Annotated in this window: 13 protein-coding genes; 9 read left to right on the forward strand and 4 right to left on the reverse strand. The window is 66.1% G+C overall.

Features of this window, described 5'->3' with window-relative positions; all coding sequences use genetic code 11:
• Window positions 1-283: 283 nt before the first annotated feature.
• Window positions 284-1,744: a M81 family metallopeptidase gene (locus tag RGUI_RS19545; protein ID WP_081535872.1), complete on the reverse strand. Its 1,461-nt coding sequence runs from the start codon at window positions 1,742-1,744 to the stop codon at window positions 284-286.
• Entirely contained in the window at window positions 1,741-3,360 is a 1,620-nt protein-coding gene (locus RGUI_RS19550) for an amidohydrolase (protein WP_253798649.1), read from the reverse strand. The genes RGUI_RS19545 and RGUI_RS19550 overlap by 4 nt, the downstream gene beginning before the upstream one ends.
• A gap of 153 nt (window positions 3,361-3,513) precedes the next feature.
• Here RGUI_RS19550 and RGUI_RS19555 point away from each other — a divergent pair, with 153 nt between their 5' ends.
• The 5 genes from RGUI_RS19555 to RGUI_RS19575 all read left to right on the forward strand — a co-directional run bounded on the left by RGUI_RS19555 (window position 3,514) and on the right by RGUI_RS19575 (window position 9,772).
• Window positions 3,514-5,109: an ABC transporter substrate-binding protein gene (locus tag RGUI_RS19555; RefSeq protein ID WP_081535874.1), complete on the forward strand. Its 1,596-nt coding sequence runs from the start codon at window positions 3,514-3,516 to the stop codon at window positions 5,107-5,109.
• A gap of 66 nt (window positions 5,110-5,175) precedes the next feature.
• Complete coding sequence (locus RGUI_RS19560; RefSeq protein WP_081535875.1) at window positions 5,176-6,120, forward strand: ABC transporter permease; 945 nt, start codon at window positions 5,176-5,178, stop codon at window positions 6,118-6,120.
• On the forward strand, window positions 6,120-6,992 hold the full coding sequence (locus RGUI_RS19565; protein ID WP_081535876.1) for an ABC transporter permease: 873 nt from the start codon (window positions 6,120-6,122) through the stop codon (window positions 6,990-6,992). Before RGUI_RS19560 ends, RGUI_RS19565 begins: the two co-directional genes overlap by 1 nt.
• Complete coding sequence (locus RGUI_RS19570) at window positions 6,989-8,593, forward strand: ABC transporter ATP-binding protein (RefSeq protein ID WP_081535877.1); 1,605 nt, start codon at window positions 6,989-6,991, stop codon at window positions 8,591-8,593. The genes RGUI_RS19565 and RGUI_RS19570 overlap by 4 nt, the downstream gene beginning before the upstream one ends.
• A 9-nt stretch (window positions 8,594-8,602) precedes the next feature.
• Entirely contained in the window at window positions 8,603-9,772 is a 1,170-nt protein-coding gene (locus tag RGUI_RS19575; RefSeq protein WP_081535878.1) for a M20 aminoacylase family protein, read from the forward strand.
• 6 nt (window positions 9,773-9,778) lie between these two features.
• On the opposite strand, the gene RGUI_RS19580 is transcribed toward RGUI_RS19575, so the two are convergent.
• Both RGUI_RS19580 and RGUI_RS19585 read right to left on the reverse strand, forming a co-directional pair.
• Entirely contained in the window at window positions 9,779-11,233 is a 1,455-nt protein-coding gene (locus tag RGUI_RS19580; RefSeq protein WP_081535879.1) for an amidase, read from the reverse strand.
• Between the two features lie 114 nt (window positions 11,234-11,347).
• Complete coding sequence (locus tag RGUI_RS19585; RefSeq protein WP_081535880.1) at window positions 11,348-12,655, reverse strand: NAD(P)/FAD-dependent oxidoreductase; 1,308 nt, start codon at window positions 12,653-12,655, stop codon at window positions 11,348-11,350.
• 220 nt (window positions 12,656-12,875) lie between these two features.
• Here RGUI_RS19585 and peaA point away from each other — a divergent pair, with 220 nt between their 5' ends.
• The 4 genes from peaA to peaD are packed head-to-tail and all read left to right on the forward strand — an operon-like array spanning window position 12,876 to window position 17,275.
• The gene (gene peaA / locus RGUI_RS19590) at window positions 12,876-14,429 is read left to right on the forward strand and encodes a quinohemoprotein amine dehydrogenase subunit alpha (RefSeq protein WP_081535881.1); all 1,554 of its coding nucleotides are present in this window, start codon (window positions 12,876-12,878) and stop codon (window positions 14,427-14,429) included.
• Window positions 14,430-14,433: 4 nt separating this feature from the next.
• On the forward strand, window positions 14,434-15,867 hold the full coding sequence (peaB, locus tag RGUI_RS19595) for a quinohemoprotein amine dehydrogenase maturation protein (protein ID WP_081536185.1): 1,434 nt from the start codon (window positions 14,434-14,436) through the stop codon (window positions 15,865-15,867).
• On the forward strand, window positions 15,864-16,202 hold the full coding sequence (qhpC, locus tag RGUI_RS19600) for a quinohemoprotein amine dehydrogenase subunit gamma (protein ID WP_081535882.1): 339 nt from the start codon (window positions 15,864-15,866) through the stop codon (window positions 16,200-16,202). Before peaB ends, qhpC begins: the two co-directional genes overlap by 4 nt.
• A 5-nt stretch (window positions 16,203-16,207) precedes the next feature.
• Window positions 16,208-17,275, forward strand: a complete 1,068-nt coding sequence (gene peaD / locus RGUI_RS19605) for a quinohemoprotein amine dehydrogenase subunit beta (protein WP_081535883.1) — start codon at window positions 16,208-16,210, stop codon at window positions 17,273-17,275.
• Window positions 17,276-17,277 lie beyond the last annotated feature (2 nt).

The following is a 17,277-nucleotide window of genomic DNA, read 5'->3' on the forward strand; positions in this document are numbered from 1 at the left end:
GTGCCTCACGGGTGTGGTGAGTTTCGAACAGATGCGTTCCAAACCGCAAGGCGTTTTCGCCCTGCGGTTCTCAACCGTGGGAAAGGGTGGTTTTGGCGGCAGCTTTGGCGTCGTTTCTGCGCCCTTGTGGCCCCGTGACGAATGGTTCGGGCGAACGAACCTGCAACGCGGCACGGCCCAGCTTCCGGCGGTCGCCCGTGCCGTCGTCTGGACGCCGGGCCTTGACGCATTCGGCGCTTGGTGTCGGCTTTGGTCTTTGGGTCGTTCCCCGCGTTCTTTGCCGTCAGCCCCGCATCGGCCCGCCGGGACCCAGCCGAATGCCGGATCTCAGCCGGGTAAAGGGAATGGCGGCCAGGTTGCACGGATTGGCCCCGGGTGTTTCGGCAAAAAGGATCGTTGGCGCGATCCGCTTGTAGTCGGCCATGAAATGGATCGCGCTTTTCACGCAGACGATGGCATGCTCCGCCGGTTCCAGCCCGACGACTCGGAAGAACTCCTGATCCGCATTTTGCGCGCGGGCGGAGCCGACGACGACCCGGATGCCGGTGCCCTTCAGACGCAGGCAGGCGGTCGGCCCCATATCGGCATCCGATCCCCCGAACATCGGCCCGGTACAGCGGAACCGCCCGTCCGACAGGGTTTCGACGATCACCTCGGCCGTCAGGGGCTGCGAATACTGCGTGTAGTGCCCGCCAAGGGGCAGGATGATCTCGGCACCGAGGCCTGCCTGATGCGCCGCCGCGGCGGCGGCGGGATCGAACAGCATCGACAGGATCGCATCGGGGGCTTGCGCCTCGACCAATGCGCGGAGCAGGCCGGTGGTCTCTCCGGTGCCGCCGGCGCCGGGGTTGTCCTGCACATCGGCAATCACCACCGGGCCGGGGCCCGCCATCGCCCGTGCAACCGCGTCGGGGGCGGATAGAAGCCGGTCGTCAAAGGCGCCCTCCACCGCGTTCAGATGGGCGAGCGTTTCATCGGCGGCGCGGTCGGCGGCCTCTTGCGTCTCGGCATAGGCGAAGATCGACGGCCCGCAATCGGGGATGTCGGCGGGCGGAAAGCCCGAGGCCAGATCGACCGACAAGGCATCGCGGCCGGGCAGGGCGGCGTAAAGCTCCGCGCCGGGGCTGAACTCCGTCGATTGCGCCGTGATCGGGATCAGGGCGCCGCCCTGGCGAAACGCCTTGGCCACCGGTCGGGTCATCGCGGCATCCAGAAGCCGCGCCGCCCGCGCCCCGGTCTCGGCCATGTCGGTATGGGGATAGGTGCGATAGACGGTGACCACGGTGGCGGCGTCGAAAAACGCGGGGCTGAGATTGCCGTGCAGGTCCAGACTGACCGCGATGGGAAAATCCGGCCCCATGGCCCGGCGGATACGGGCCAGGATTTCCGCCTCCGCATCGGGGGCGTCGCGGGTGACCATGGCCCCGTGCAGGTCGAGGTAGAGTGCATCGGGCGCGGCCGCCTGCACGCCCGCGACGATCTCGCCCACGATCCGGTCGAAGGCGTCAGCCGCGACATAGCCGCCCGGCTCTGCCCCGGCCCAAAGGAGCGGCACCAGATCGTGCCGGCACTCTGCCATGAAGCCCGACAGCGGGATATTGAGGCCCCGGAACCGGTCGATCAGATCCGCCCCGCGGGTCAGTTCCGGCCAGGCGCCGCGCTTCTCGAACAGGTCCCATGTGGTGGGCTGGGGCGCGAAGGTGTTGGTTTCGTGCTGAAAGCCTGCAACGGCGATGCGGGTCATGCGGTCACCTCTCCGCCCAGAACGGTGGCGACCGGCTGCACGTCGCGCAACGCGACCGGATCAACGGCCAGCGGATCACGGTCCACCACGCAGAAATCGGCCCGCTTGCCGCATTGGATAGATCCGATCTGGTCGTCCATCTTCAGCACGTAGGCCGCGCCCATCGTGATGCAGTAAAGCGCCTGCGCCACGCTGATCTGCTGGCTGGTGCCAAGCTGGCGGCCCTTTTCCGTCAACCGGTTGACCGCGCACCACGCGGTGAACAGCGGCGCCATGGGCGTCACCGGCGCGTCGGAATGGATGGCGAAGTCGCCGCCGAAGACCTCGGCCGCATCGGCGCAGGCATCCATCCGCGCGGCGCGGTCGGGCCCGACCGTTTTCGCCCAGTGCAGATCGCCGAAATAATGCAGGTGATTGCCGAAGAGGTTCACGGTCAGCCCCAGCGCGCGCATCCGCTTGAACTGGTCGATCCCGGCCAGTTGCACATGTTCCAGCGTGTGGCGCAGATCGGGGTTGGGGCTGTCTAGCATCGCCGCCTCATAGGCGCTGATGGCGAGTTCCGAGGCCGCGTCGCCATTGGTGTGGATGTGCGTCTTGACGCCGGCCTTGTGCAGCGCCTTTACCGCGGCGCGGAAATGGTCGACCTCCATGTTCCAGATGCCGTGATCCTCGATCGCGAAATAGCCGGGGGCCTTCAGCATCGCCGTGCCGCCCTGGATCGCGCCGTCGGTGAAGAGCTTTGCCCGGCCCAGATGCAGCTTGTCGGTCGAACGCGACCGCATCGCCACGGCGCGGGCGGCCTCCCGCTCCGGGTCATCGACCATCGCGTTCATGATGGGCACGTAGCGGGCGGGAAATCCGTCTTCGCCCGTCACCCGCTCCACCATCGCCAGTTCCTGATCGTGCAGGTCCGACAACAGGTCGGCCACCGTCGTCACGCCGCAATTGCGCGCGACCTTGCCATAGGCGCGGAGTGCATCGGCATCCGAGAGATCGCTGAATTTCACGCCGGCCACATCCATCACCGGCCCCATCGCGGCGAATTCCTGCATCTCGCCATTGGGGTTTCCGTCACCGTCCCGGATCACGCCCTGAATGTTGCTGTCGCGGGTGATGCCCGCGCGCTCCATCGCCAGTCCGTTGCACGACAGCAGGTGAAAGTTGGAATGCAGCACCACCACCGGATGGTCGGTGGACACCTGATCCAGATGGCCGCGATCCAGCCTGCGCCCCTCCACGAAATTCGGATCGAACCCCCAGCCGACAACCGGTTCGCCCGCGGCCGTATCCTTCGCCACCGCCGTCAGCCGGTCGATCAACGCGTCATAGGTATCAAGGCCCGGCCAGTCGCGCCCATCCGGGTCGGTCCGGGTGTAGTGGCCGCAATAGGCATAGCGCCAGACGCCGCCGGCCATGACATGGGCATGCGCCTCGACCAGACCCGGCAGGATCACCCGGTCGGCAAAGCGGTCGTCACGGGTCACCTCGCCCCATCCGTCCCCGCAATCGGCATCGCCCACGGCCACGATCAGGCCGTTCTTCACGGCCACATGGGTGGCCTCTGGCCGGTTGCGGTCCATGGTGATGATCTTGCTTGCCCTGAAAACGGTCGTCACGCGGTTCTCCCTGCTGATTGTCCCGGCGTCGCGAAAAGGCCGGGGCGCGTCGGTCGGATCATTTTCTTGACAGGTTAGGAGGGGCCAACACATGCTGCCAAGAAAATAAGCAGGCGGAACTCACTCGTTTCGCCCACAAACAGGGAGACTTGGATGCTTTCACGCCTCACTCTGCTCACCAGACGTGCGCTTCTGACCACGGCGCTTGCGGTTCCGCTGGCGATGGGACCGCTGGCCAGCGACGCACGCGCCGAAAGCGTGCTTCGGGTGATTCCGCACGCGGATCTGAAGAACCTCGACCCGATCTGGACCACCGCCTACATCTCGCGCAACCACGGCTACATGATCTACGACACGCTGTTTGCGATGGACGAGAACTTCAAGCCGCAGCCGCAGATGGTGGAGACGTGGGAAACCTCCGACGACGGTCTGGTCTGGACCTTCGTCTTGCGCGACGGGCTGACATTCCACGATGGCGCGCCGGTGACGGGTGAGGATGTCGTGGCGTCCCTGAAACGCTGGGGCGCGCGCGACGGGATGGGGCAGCAGTTGTTTGGCGTGGTCGAAAGCCTTGAGGCCCCGGACGACAAGACGGTGGTGATGACCCTGTCCGAACCGTTCGGCCTCGTGCTGGAATCCATCGGCAAGATTTCCTCCAACGTGCCGTTCATCATGCCCAAGCGCGTGGCCGAGACCGACCCGTTCGAGCAGATCACCGACTACACCGGCTCTGGCCCCTTCGTGTTCCAGGCCGATGAATGGGTGCCGGGATCGAAGGTCGTCTATACCAAGTTCGAGGGCTACGTGCCGCGGGACGAACCGCCCTCTGCCGCGTCGGGCGGCAAGGTCGCCAAGGTCGACAAGGTGATCTGGCAGTATTTCCCCGACAACACCACGGCGATGAACGCGCTGATGGCCGGTGAGATCGACTTCTTCGAACAGCCCGCGCCGGACCTTGCGCCGATCATGGCGTCGAACCCCGATATCACGGTAGAGGTCAACGATCCCCTCGGCAGCATCGGCTTTGCCCGCTTCAACCATATTCTGCCGCCCTTCGACGATGCCGCCGTCCGGCGCGCCGCGATCATGGCGATGAAGCAGGAAGACTACCTTGCCGCTGCCATCGGCAACCCCGACTACTGGAAGACCTGCTATTCGGTCTACCCTTGCGGCACGCCGCTGACCAACGATGTCGGGTCCGAGGTGATGGCGACGGGCGACATCGAAAAGGCCAAGGCCGCACTGGCCGAGACCGGCTATGACGGCACGCCGGTGGTCATCATGCACCCGACCGACATCCCGGTGCTGTCGGCCTTCACGCTGGTCACCGCCGAAAAGCTGCGCAAGGCGGGCTTCAACGTGAAGCTTGAGGCGATGGACTGGGCCACGCTGACCTCTCGCCGGGCGCTGCGCGACCCGGTGGGCGAGGGCGGCTGGAACATCTTCCACACCTGGTGGATCGGCGCCGACGTGATCGACCCGATGGCCATCGCGTTCTCGGGCAACCCCGACAAGGGCTGGTTCGGCTGGGCAGCGGATGCCGAGCTGGAAGAGGCGCGCACCGCCTTTGCGCAGGCCAGCACGGCGGAAGAGAAGAAGGCGCTTGCCGAGAAGGTGCAAGAGCGGCTTTGGGCCATCGGTGCCTCGGGCGAATTGGGCCAGTTCTTCGTGCCGGTTGCCTATCGCAACAACGTCAAGGGCCTGATCAAGTCGCCGGTGCAGTTCTTCTGGAACATGTCGGTCGAATAGGACCGGCGGCCTGAATGATCCCGATGCGGGGGGCCTGTCCCCCGCATCCCTGTTCCGGAGTGCCCGATGCTCGGTTATGTCTTGAAGCGCATCCTGATGACCGTGCCGGTCATGCTGGTCGTTGCGCTGTTCGTCTTTCTGTTGTTGCGCCTGGCCCCCGGCGACCCGGCCGCCGTGATCGCGGGCGACTATGCCACCGCCGAGGATGTGGCCCGCATCCGCGAACAGTTGGGCCTGTCTGACCCCATCGTGGTGCAGTTCTTCCGATGGGTCGCGCAACTGATGCAGGGCGATCTGGGGACCTCGATCTTTTCCAACAAGCCCGTGGTGGAACTGATCGCCCAGCGGATCGAGCCGACGATGCTGCTGGCCCTGACCACGATCCTGTTTTCCATCGCGGTTGCGGTTCCCCTTGGCACCCTGGCCGCGTTCCGGGCGGGAAGCTGGGTCGACCGGGTGGTGATGCTGTTCTCGGTCGGGGGCTTCTCGGTGCCGGTCTTCGTGCTGGGCTATATCCTGATCTACGTCTTCGCGCTGAACCTGCATGTCCTGCCGGTTCAGGGCTATCGCTCGCCGTTCGAGGACGGCTTGATCCCGTTCCTGCGCCACATCACCCTGCCGACCGTCACGCTCAGCGTGATCTTCATCGCGCTGATCGCCCGGATGACCCGCGCCTCGGTGATCGAGGTTTTGGAGGAGGATTATATCCGCACCGCCCGCGCCAAGGGGCAAAGCGAGTTCAAGGTGCTGATGCGCCATGCGCTCCGCAACGCGGCGGTACCCATCGTCACCGTGATCGGCATCGGCATCGCCCTTCTGATCGGCGGGGTCGTCGTTACCGAAAGCGTCTACAACATTCCCGGGCTTGGGCGGCTGGTGCTGGATGCGGTTCTGGCGCGCGACTACCCGATCATCCAGGGCCTGATCCTGTTCTTCAGCTTCCTTTACATCCTTCTGAACCTGTTGATCGACCTGACCTACACCTTCCTTGATCCGAGGATCCGCTACTGATGGCCGACCAATCCGTCGAGATGCCGGCCCCGGCCGAGGATGTCAGCCTCTGGCGCATTGCCGCGCGCCACAAGGGGGTGCTGTGGGGCAGCCTTCTGCTGATTGCCATCGTGCTGATCGCGATCATCGGGCCGTTCTTCACGCTTGACCCGGTGGCGCTGAACCCGATGTCGCGGCTGAAGCCGCCCGGCGAATACGGGCTTTTCGGCACCGACCAGTTGGGGCGCGACGTGTTTTCCCGCGTGGTCAACGGCGCGCGCGTGTCGCTGATCGTGGGGCTGACCGTGGCGGTTGTCGCGATTGCCATCGGTTTGGTGCTGGGCCTTGTCGCGGGCTATATCCGATGGGCCGACGCGCTGATCATGCGGGTGATGGATGGGCTGATGTCGATCCCCGCGATCCTGCTGGCCATCGCGATGATCTCTTTGTCCGGGGCCACGCTGGCGACCGTGGTCATTGCCATCGTCATCCCCGAGATCCCGCGGGTGGTGCGGCTGGTCCGCTCCGTCGTGCTGACCGTGCGCGAAGAACCCTATGTCGAGGCCGCCATTGCGGCGGGCACCCGCGTGCCGCTGATCATGTCGCGCCATGTTCTGCCCAACACCATCGCGCCCTTGATCGTGCAGGCCACCTATATCTGCGGCTCTGCCATGCTGACCGAGGCTATCCTGGGCTTCCTCGGCGCCGGTATCCCGCCCGAGATCCCGAGCTGGGGCAACATCATGTCCGAGGGGCGGACGTTCTTTCAGTTGACGCCGTGGATCATCTTCTTCCCCGGCATCGCGCTGGCCGTCACGGTTCTGGCGGTGAACATCGTGGGCGACGGGCTGCGCGACACGCTTGACCCACGGATTGCGAGGACGATGCGATGACGGCGGTTCTGGATATCCGCGGGCTGTCTGTCAGCCTGCCCAAACATGCCGACCGGCCCTATGCGGTGCAGGACATCACCTTTCAGGTCGAAAAGGGCGAAATCGTCTGCGTCGTGGGCGAATCCGGATCGGGCAAATCGGTGACCGCCTTCACGGTCATGGGCCTGCACGACCGGCGCGCCCTGACCCCCACGGCGGGCGAGATCCTGCTGGAGGGGGAGAACATCCTCGCCGACAACGACCGGCGCATCCGCAAGCTGCGCGGGGAAAAGATGGCGATGATCTTTCAGGAGCCGATGACGGCCCTGAACCCTGTGGCCCGCGTGGGCGACCAGATCGCCGAGATGCTGGAGATTCACACCGACCTGTCCGCGACAGAGCGTCGGAAAAAGGTCGTCGCCGCGATGGCCGACGTGCATCTGCCCGACCCAGAAAAGATGTATGACAGCTATCCGCATCAGCTTTCGGGCGGGCAGCGGCAGCGGATCATGATCGCCATGGCGCTGGTGCTGGAACCGGTTCTGCTGATCGCGGACGAACCCACCACCGCGCTCGACGTCACAACGCAGGCGCAGATCCTCGTGCTGATCCGCGAATTGCAGGAACGGCGCGGCATGGGTGTTCTGTTCATCACCCATGATTTCGGCGTGGTGGCGGAAATCGCCGACCGGGTGCTGGTGATGCAGCACGGCCGGGTGGTCGAGCAGGGCCCGGTGGCAGAGGTTCTGGGCAACCCCCAGCACGATTACACCAAGATGCTGATCGGCGCCGTCCCGTCGATGGAACCGCCCGCCCGCGCGCCCGCAAGGGCCGCCAAGGTGATCGAGGCGCGGCATCTGGACAAGCGCTACGGGACCAAGGGGCTGTTCGGGGGCGGGCGCGTGGTCCATGCGGCGCAGGACGTGAACTTCGTCGTGAACCGGGGGGAGACGCTGGGCATCGTCGGCGAAAGCGGGTCTGGCAAGTCCACCGTGGCGCGCTGCGTGATGCGCCTGATCGACCCGACCTCGGGCGGGATCCTGATCAATGGCGAGGATATCGCCGCCCTGCGCGAGGGCGCGATGCGCGACCATCGCCGGGACATCCAGATCGTGTTCCAGGATCCCTACCGCTCGCTCAACCCGCGCCGGACGGTCGGCCAGTCCATCGTCGAGGGGCCGATGAATTTCGGCATCCCGGCGGGAGAGGCCCGGCACCGCGCCGAACGGCTGATGCGGATCGTGGGGCTTGACCCCGCCGCGCTGGAACGGTTCCCGCACCAGTTTTCCGGCGGGCAGCGACAGCGGATTTGCATCGCCCGTGCCCTGGCGATGGAACCCGTGGCGCTGATCGCGGATGAGGCCGTGTCGGCGCTGGACGTCTCCGTTCAGGCGCAGGTGCTGGACCTGCTGGAAGAGGTGCGCAAGGAGTTCGATCTTGCCATGCTGTTCATCACCCATGACCTGCGGGTGGCCGCGCAGGTCTGCGACCGGATCATGGTGATGCAGCACGGGGTGGTGGTGGAAAGCGGCCCCACGGCCGATGTCTATGCCAACCCGCAGCACGCCTATACCAGGGCCCTTCTGGCCGCGGCGCCGGGCCATCACATGCTGGACGGATAAGGGGCCCCCATGACGCTGATCGCTGAAATCGAGGCGGAGACCGCCGACCTTGTCGGTATCTTCGAGGACCTGCACGCCCATCCCGAACTGGGGTTTGCGGAAGCCCGCACCGCCGGCATCGTGGCGGATCGGTTGCGGGCCTGGGGCGTGGACGAGGTGCATGAAGGCATCGGCGGCACCGGCGTCGTCGGCCTGATCCGCGGGCGGGGAAAGGGCAACCGCTGCGTGGGGCTGCGCGCCGATATGGACGCCCTGCCGATCACCGAGGCATCGGGAGTTCCCTATGTCTCGGGGACAACAGGTACCATGCATGCCTGCGGCCATGACGGGCACACCACCATGCTGTTGGGCGCGGCGAAATACCTGGCCGCGACGCGCGATTTCGACGGCACCGTGATGCTGATCTTCCAACCGGCAGAGGAGGGGTTGGGCGGTGCGCGCCGCATGCTGGCCGAAGGGCTGTTCGAGCGCTTCCCCTGCGACGAGGTCTATGGCCTGCACAACAACCCCAACGGCGCGCCGGGCAAGCTGACGATCTGCAAGGGCGCGGCGATGGCGGGGGCGCAGTTCTTCGACATCCGGATCAAGGGGCAGGGCAGCCATGCCGCCATGCCGCATCAGTCACGCGATGCGCTGGTCATCGCCGCCGCGCTGGTGGGAGAGCTTCAGACCATCCTCAGCCGGAACATCCCCGCGCAAGAGGCCTGCGTTCTGTCGGTGACGCAGATCCATGCGGGATCGGCCTATAACGTCGTCCCGGAAGAGGCGCATCTGGCCGGCACCATCCGCTATTTCAAGGACGATATCCGCGATCTGGCCGAGGCGCGGATGGCCGCGCTGTGCCGTGGGTTCGCCGAAGCCTATGGGGTGGAGATCGATCTGGACAGCCGCAACATCTTCGACGTGCTGGAGAACGACCCCGACCTGTCAGACGCCTATCTGGGCGCCGCGGCCGAGGTTCTGGGCCCCGACAACGTGGCCGAGATCGACCGCCCCCTGACCGGGTCCGAGGATTTCGCGGATATGCTCAAGGTCGTTCCCGGCGCCTATTGCATGCTGGGCCATTCGGGCACCGCGCCGCTCCACAGCCCCGCCTTCGTCTTGGGGCAAGAGATCCTGCCGATGGGGGCCTCGGTCCTCGCCCGGCTGGCGGAGAAGCGGTTGCCGCTGGCGGACTGACCCGGCTCAGTCGCCCGGGGACACCGGGTCGATCGGCCGGCAGCCAAGGTTCAACCGGTCCTCGATCGCCAGCGCCACCTGCAACAGCCGCGCCTCGCCCCGCGGCGGGCCGATCAGTTGCAGCCCGACCGGCAGGTCCCCCGCGGTAAAGCCCGCAGGCATCGACAGGGCGGGCAGGGTCGTCGTGGTCGACAGGAACGAAAAGCGCAGCCAGTCGATGTAATCGGACAGCGGTTCGCCATCGACGACGGTGGGATATTCCTCTTCGACCGGGCCGGGGGCGATGCCGGTGACGGGGATCGCCAGCACGTCGAAGCCCTCTAGGAAGCTGCGCATCGCGTGGTAGAGCACCGTGCGTTGGCGCATCGCATCGTAGATCTGTTCGGTCGTCACCTGCAGGCCAAAGGCGGTGTTTTCGGCCAGTGTCCGCTTGAAATGCGCCCGGACATGGTCGGGCAGGCGCGCATTGACCGCGCCGTAATGCATGCCCCGAAGTGTGGCGTAGGTGTCGTAAAGCCCCGGCAGATCGGGGCAGGCATTCTCGACCGCTACCCCTTCACCGGCGATCGCCTCCATCGCGCCGCGCAGGACCGTGCGGATATCGCCCTCGACGGGGGCAAAGCCGTTCTGGTCCTCGGAAAACGCGATGCGGATCTCGCCCGGCGGCTGGTCCAGCGCCGCCTGGAACCCGGTGGCCGGTTCTTCGATGGAAATCGGGTGGCGCGGGTCGAACCCCGCCATCGCGTCGAGAAAGAGCGCGGTGTCGCGGATGTCCCGCGCCATCGGACCCTGAACGGCCTCCAGGGCAAAGGCGGTGTCGGCCGGCGCGCCACCGCATCGCCCGGGGCTTGGCCGAAACCCGATCACCCCGCAAAAGGCCGCCGGCGTGCGCAGCGATCCGGCAAGGTCGGATCCGTGGCTTAGCCAGACTTCCCCGGTGGCCAGCGACACCGCCGCCCCGCCAGAGGACCCGCCCGCGTTGCGCCCGGTGTCCCAAGGGTTCCGGGTGCTGCCGAAGACCGCGTTGAAGGCGTTGCCGCCCGCGCCGAATTCCGGCGTGTTGGTCTTGCCCGCGATGATTGCGCCGCGCTCTTCCAGCCGGTCGATCAGCGGGTCGCTTTCCTCGGGCACGAAATCGGCCAGGGCCGGGCTGCCATAGGTGGCACGCATGCCGGCGACGTTGATCAGATCCTTGATACCGATGGGCAACCCGGCCAGCCAGCCGCGGGCACCGGCGTTTCGGTCGGCCCGCGCGGGCAGTGACGCGATGGCCGCCCGCGCCCGGTCGTCATTGCGGATGACGGTGGCATTCACCAAGGGCTCCACCTGTTCCATCCGCTGCCATGCGGCCTCCAGCAACTCGGATGGCGACACCTCCGCCGATTTCAGCAGCCGGACGGCCTCGCGCGCGGGCAGGGCGCAAAGATCGGGCCCGGTGAAGGATGCGTCGGCATAGGGCATGGGACACCTCGCAAGTTGGCGCAGATGGGTTCAGCTTGGGCGACTCTCCGCCCCGCGGCAAGGGACAAGCGGTTTGGGGCACGCGGAAGGGGACCAGCGCGCCGCCCGATGCCATTACCTGATCGGTTCCTCATCGTCGGGCACTGGCCCCGCGCGTTCCCGTTCGATGAATTCCGGCAGCTTGCGCGCCGCTTCTCCCCAGCGTGCGACCATGTCTTCGACGGGCATGCCGCTCCGAAACGCCTCCCACGCATCGACAGCCGGGATCCGCCCGAACCATGCCACGCCAGAGGGGGAGGCGGGGGTGCGCAGGATCTGCCGTTCCTCCAGCACGCCATCACAGACGACGACCGCCCGGTCGGTTCGAAACTCGTCCGTCGCGGCATGCAGCGGTTCATCGTCGGGGAAATCCCAGCGCCGTTCCCAGAACGGGTATTCGCGAAAGCGCGTCATCAGGCGGATGAAATCACGCCCGACCCGGGCCTGCCGCAGGAACACCTCTCGCGACCGTTCGGCCAGGAAGCGGCGGGCGAGCGCCTCGCTCTCCGCACCGGGGCGGGTTGCAAGGTTCTTGCGCGCCGCCGTGGCCGCGAGCGCACCGGACACCGCCCAGAACTGGCCATGCCCGGACAGGGGGTCGCCCGCCGCGGCCGCATCGCCGATGGGCAGGACCGACAGATCCTCTACTGGTGGCATCAGGACAGGGGCAGAGTCCCGCACGACCAAGTCACCGAAGACGCGGCCGGAAAAGCCCGCGACATGGCACAGCGCATCCAGCAACCGGTCGGTTGGCGTGCCCGGCGCATCGGCATCGCCGAGGAACTGCACCCAGACCCGCCCGGGGCCAATCGCGGCGACCCACAGCCACCCGTGTTCGAAGGGCAGGATCGAAACGGAGGGCGTGGCATCGGCGCTGCCCTCGACCCAACCGCAGATCGACACCGTCGCAGGGCCGCGCAGCACGGCGCCGCGCCCGGCATGGGCCTTGCGGCCCCGCGCGTCGAAGACACGCCTTGCCGTCAGTTGCGCCCCGTCGGACAGCGAAAGTGTCACCGTCCCGTCGCCCCGGTCGGCAACCCGCCCGGTCGCCTGATGCAATCTGGCCCCCGCCGCAACGGCCGCCTGCCTCAGATGCGCGTCAAGCTCTGCCCGGTCCACCAGCCATTCGCGGTTCACGGTCTCAATGGTTTCGCCCCAATGGCTGATCCGCGGCAGCGGCCCGACCAGCTTGTCGAACCCGGCCAGCAGCCCCTGGCGGGACAGCCAGAGATGCAAGCGGGGGCTAAGCCCCTCGATCCGCGGGACGGTCATGCAGGGATCGATCAGAACGGTCCGCAGCCCGTCCCGGGCGGCCAACCATGCCGACACCGCCCCGGCGGGCCCGCCGCCCAGCACCGCGAGGTCATGCATAACAGGCGTCATTCGCTGTCTGCCTTTCCTTTGTGCATCTGGTCCCCGGTCGCGGTTTACTTTCGACACAGCCTAGGCCGCGCGAACGGGACACGGCAAACGGGCATTAACTTTGTCCGGAAATGTCAAGAATTGCAGGGTCCGGTGCCGACAGGATCGTGAGAGACGCGTCAAAGCGCCCCGCGACGACGCGACCTCGACAGACCGATCAAGCGAGAGGGATCACCACCCGATGAGCCGACACGCCACCGCCGCCCTATTGTCGACCTGCGCGGCCCTTGCGCTTGCCCATCCGTCCGCCGCGATGGAGGCAGAGGAGATCATCGAGAAGGTCTGCTCCAACTGCCACGAACAGCGGGAGGATGGCAGCTATCCACGCATCGATGACGGCCGCCGAACGCCCGAAGCATGGGACATGACCGTCGTGCGGATGATGCGCAACCACCGCGTCAGGATCGATGATGCCGACCGCGCCGTGGTGGTGAAGTACCTGGCAGAGACCCGCGGCCTGTCGGTCGCGGAAACCGGCGGCTGGCGCTACATCCTTGAACAGGAACCCGTGGCCGTGGACGAGGCTCCAAGCCAGTTGATGGCAGAGATGTGCGCCCGCTGCCATTCCTATGCCCGCGTCGCCCTGCAACGGCGCACGGCGGAGGATTGGGAGAAGCTCTTGCATTTCCACCTCGGCCAGTATCCGACGCTGGAATATCAGGCGCTTGCCCGGGACCGGGACTGGTGGGGCATCGCACGGGGCGAGGTTCTGGATTTCCTTGTGGAAACCTATCCCTATGGCGACCGCGTGGCCGCGACCGATACCGACCTGTCGGGCACCTGGTCGGTCGTGGGGCGTGTGCCGGGCACCGGCGACTACAGCGGGACGATGGAACTGGGCGCGACCGAAGGGGGCTATGACGTCACGCTCGATCTGACCTTTGCCGATGGCGCCGGGCGAACCTTCTCCGGCCTTGGCATGGTCTATGGCGCGGGCGAATGGCGCGCCACGCTGACCGATGGAGAGACCCAGATCCGGCAGGTGCTGGCGCTGGGCCCCGACGGCGCGTTGTCGGGCCGCTGGTTCGAAGCCGACCGCGATGTGATCGGCGGGCGTCTGGTTGCGGCGAAAACCGATGGCAAGCCGCAAATCTTGACCGCAAGCCCCACGCATCTGCGGCTTGGCGAAACGGCCGAGATCACCCTGACCGGTGTCGGCCTGTCCGGGGCGCCCGCGCTGCCCGAAGGGCTGTCGGGGGAGGTCGTGTCGGACACCCCGGAACAGGTTGTCTTGCGCGTGACAGCCGATGCCGCGGCGGCGGAGGGCTGGGCGGAAATCGCGCTTGGCGATCTCTCGACCTCGATCGTGCTGTTCGAGGATCTCGACAGGATCGAGGTTGTCCCCGAGGTCGCGATTTCCCGGATCGGGGGCAATGGCGGCCCGATCCCCAAGGTTCCCGCGCAGTTCGAGGCCGCGGGCTATATCAACGGTCCCGACGGCGAACCCGGCACCGAGGATGACATCCGCGTCGGCTATTTCCCCGCGGAGTGGAGCACCGAGAATTTCGACGAGGTCGCCGCGATGCTTGAGGATGCCAAATTCGCGGGCAGCATCGACGACACCGGGCTGTTCACCCCGGGTGATGCAGGCCCCAACCCCGCGCGCCGGATGACCACCAACAATGCCGGCAACCTGTCGGTGATCGCCAAGGTGACGGATGGCGCCGAGCTGCTGGAGGGCCGGGCGCAACTGTTCGCCACTGTCCAGCGCTTTGTCGACACGCCGATCCGCTGACATGATGGGTGCGCTGACGCTGATCCCCCACAATGCCCACCGGGTGGATGTGGACGGCCGGGCCATGCTGATGCATGTGCCGACCACGGGGCTCTATGAACTCGATGCCGTGGCGCAAGACGTCTATGACCTGTTCCGGCGGGTGGGGGCGGTCGATGCCGACACGATGCAACGCGAACTTGGCGGGCGGCACGGCGCCGCCGATCTGGCCGAATGCGTCGAAAGCTTCGTCTCGCTCGACATCCTGCGGAACGCGGCCGACCCCGAGGCACCGATGAGGATCGCCAGGGTGGAGGACATCCCCCTTTCAACCATCGTCCTGAACGTCAACACCGGTTGTAACCTCGCCTGCACCTATTGCTACAAGGAGGACCTGACCGTCCCCGCCAAGGGCGAGAAGATGGCGTTCGACACGGCCAAGGCGTCGTTCGAACTGCTGTTGAAACAGGCCAAGGACCGCGACCGCGTGAACGTGGTGTTCTTCGGCGGCGAGCCGCTGTCGAACATCGCGCTGATCCGACAGGTGGTGGACTATGCCGAACCGCGCGCGGCGGACCTGGGTAAGACGGTCGATTTCTCGCTGACCACCAACGCCACACTTCTGACCGAGGAAATGGTCGACTGGTTCGACGCGCATCGGTTTGCGCTGACCGTGTCGATGGACGGCCCCAAGGCGTTGCATGACGTCAACCGGCGGACGGTGGGCGGCAAGGGCACCTATGACGTCGTGGCCCGCAATGTGCGGATGCTGCTGGCGCGCTATCGGTCGCGGCCCGTTGGCGCGCGGGTCACGTTGACCCGGGGCGTGACCGACGTGATCGCGATTCACGATCACCTGAAAAAAGATCTGGGCTTTGCCGAGGTGGGCTTCGGCCCGGCGACGTCTGGCCCCGTGTCGGTGTTCAATCTTGATGGCGCGGCGCTGACCGACGTTTTCGAGGACATGAAGACCCTTGGCCGCCGCTATGTCGACGCCGCGATCCGGGGGGAGAATATCGGTTTCTCCAACATGCACCAGTTGCTGACCGATATCGCGCAAGGCACGAAAAAGGCCGTGCCTTGCGGCGCGGGGCTGGGGATGCTGGCCGTGGACCGGGCGGGCGATCTGCATCTGTGCCACCGGTTCGTTGGGTCCGACCAGCCGACCTATGGCAATGTGGACCGCGGGATAGACCTGCCGAAACTCGCCGCCTTCATCGAGGGCGCGCAGGACCGCAGCCAGTATGGCTGCCGCACCTGCCGGATCCGCGGGATCTGCGCCGGCGGCTGTTACCACGAAGCCTATGCGAGGCAGGGCGATGCCTTCGCCCCCGTCTATCACTATTGCGACCTGATGCGGGACTGGGTCGATTTCGGGATCGCCGCCTATACCCGTATCATGCAGGCGAACCCGTCGTTTTTCCGCCGCCATCTTGAGCCGAGGAGAGCCAGCACATGAAACACCTGACCCCTGCCAATGCCCGGGCGAAGGCCATGGACGAGGCCGACAAGGCCAAACCCGAAGAGGGGACCGAGGAAGAGGTTCTGGCGATGAACGCGCTGGTGGGCTGCACGACCTCTTTCGATCCGGGGTGGGAGGTCGATGCCTTCGGCGGCGTCGCGAACCTCTGCCAGCCGATGGAGGCGGATTTGTACGGCTGCGCCGACCCCTGCTGGTGGCCCGCGCAGGTGCCCGACACGATGACCAGCTATCCCGACTGGTCCGACAAGGCGCCTGCGGCCGAACAGGACTGGCGCCAGCTTCAGTCCGTCTTCCCCAAGCTGAAAGGGTGACGCCGATGAAGACCCTGACCGCCCTTGCCTGCCTGCTGGCCGCCACGCCCGCGGTTGCGAAGGACTATCTGCTGGCGCCCACGCGCCCCGACCGGCTGGTGATCGTCGACGCCGAGGCGATGAAAGTCGACAAGGTGATCGAGATGAAGAAGGCCGGCCCCTTGCCAAGCCTTCCGGCGATCACCCCCAACGGCAAGCGTGCCTTCATCATCATCGCCAAGAACGAGGTGATCGCCGAGATCGATCTGGAAACCGGGGAGGAGATCAAGCGCATCCGCCTGTCTTCCCGCGACGAACGGGTAAAGGCGCTGTTCGGGATGGATCTCTCGCCCGATGGCAAGACGCTCGCCGTCTATGAAAGCCCGGTCCATATCTACAAGAACGAGTTCGAGGTGCAGCCCACGCGCCTTGCGCTTTATGACGCCGACACCGGCAAGCTGAAGACCCGGGCAGAGGCCCCGCGCCAGATCACCGTTATCGCCTATTCCACGGACGGGACGAAGATCTATGGCATGGGCCGAGAGATGCACGTCTTCGACGGCGCGACGGGCGAGAAGATCGGCGAGATGCCGATCCAGGGCTGGGGCGGCGATGACTACGTGCAGCCCGACGTTCTGGATGCCTGGTCGCAGTTCGAGGTGGCCGACATGGTCACGACGCCCTTCTATACCTTCCGCGCCGATGGCGACCCGATGGACCCGGAGGCGTACCGCACGGGCCTTTTGACGCTCGACCTGCAAAGCGGCGAGATGGAAATGAAGGACGCCGAGGCGACCGACATCTTCTATTTCTCCACCGTCGCCGATGCCGACCGCAGCAGGATCTACGGCGTCTATAACCAGCTTTCCAGTTTCGATCTGGAGACCCGAGAACCGATCAAGCGGGTGGACCTGCCGCACAGCTATTACTCGGTGAATGTCTCCAGCGATGGCAAGACGCTTTATATCGGCGGGACGCTGGGCGATATTGGCGTCTATGATGCCGAAACGCTGGAACGGAAGGGACAGATCGACATGCCGGACGGGCATTCCATGTCGCTGGCCTCGATCCGGCTGTTTACCCGGGACGAGTAGAG

This window comes from Rhodovulum sp. P5 (assembly GCF_002079305.1).
In the GTDB taxonomy this organism is placed as follows: Bacteria; Pseudomonadota; Alphaproteobacteria; order Rhodobacterales; family Rhodobacteraceae; genus Rhodovulum.

Coding starts and splice junctions, on each gene's coding strand:
- RGUI_RS19545 (WP_081535872.1), bottom strand. CDS start 1,744: ATGACCCGCATCGCCGTTGCAGGCTTTCAGCACGAAACCAACACCTTC.
- RGUI_RS19555 (WP_081535874.1), top strand. CDS start 3,514: ATGCTTTCACGCCTCACTCTGCTCACCAGACGTGCGCTTCTGACCACG.
- RGUI_RS19560 (WP_081535875.1), top strand. CDS start 5,176: ATGCTCGGTTATGTCTTGAAGCGCATCCTGATGACCGTGCCGGTCATG.
- RGUI_RS19565 (WP_081535876.1), top strand. CDS start 6,120: ATGGCCGACCAATCCGTCGAGATGCCGGCCCCGGCCGAGGATGTCAGC.
- RGUI_RS19570 (WP_081535877.1), top strand. CDS start 6,989: ATGACGGCGGTTCTGGATATCCGCGGGCTGTCTGTCAGCCTGCCCAAA.
- RGUI_RS19575 (WP_081535878.1), top strand. CDS start 8,603: ATGACGCTGATCGCTGAAATCGAGGCGGAGACCGCCGACCTTGTCGGT.
- RGUI_RS19580 (WP_081535879.1), bottom strand. CDS start 11,233: ATGCCCTATGCCGACGCATCCTTCACCGGGCCCGATCTTTGCGCCCTG.
- RGUI_RS19585 (WP_081535880.1), bottom strand. CDS start 12,655: ATGACGCCTGTTATGCATGACCTCGCGGTGCTGGGCGGCGGGCCCGCC.
- peaA (WP_081535881.1), top strand. CDS start 12,876: ATGAGCCGACACGCCACCGCCGCCCTATTGTCGACCTGCGCGGCCCTT.
- peaB (WP_081536185.1), top strand. CDS start 14,434: ATGGGTGCGCTGACGCTGATCCCCCACAATGCCCACCGGGTGGATGTG.
- qhpC (WP_081535882.1), top strand. CDS start 15,864: ATGAAACACCTGACCCCTGCCAATGCCCGGGCGAAGGCCATGGACGAG.
- peaD (WP_081535883.1), top strand. CDS start 16,208: ATGAAGACCCTGACCGCCCTTGCCTGCCTGCTGGCCGCCACGCCCGCG.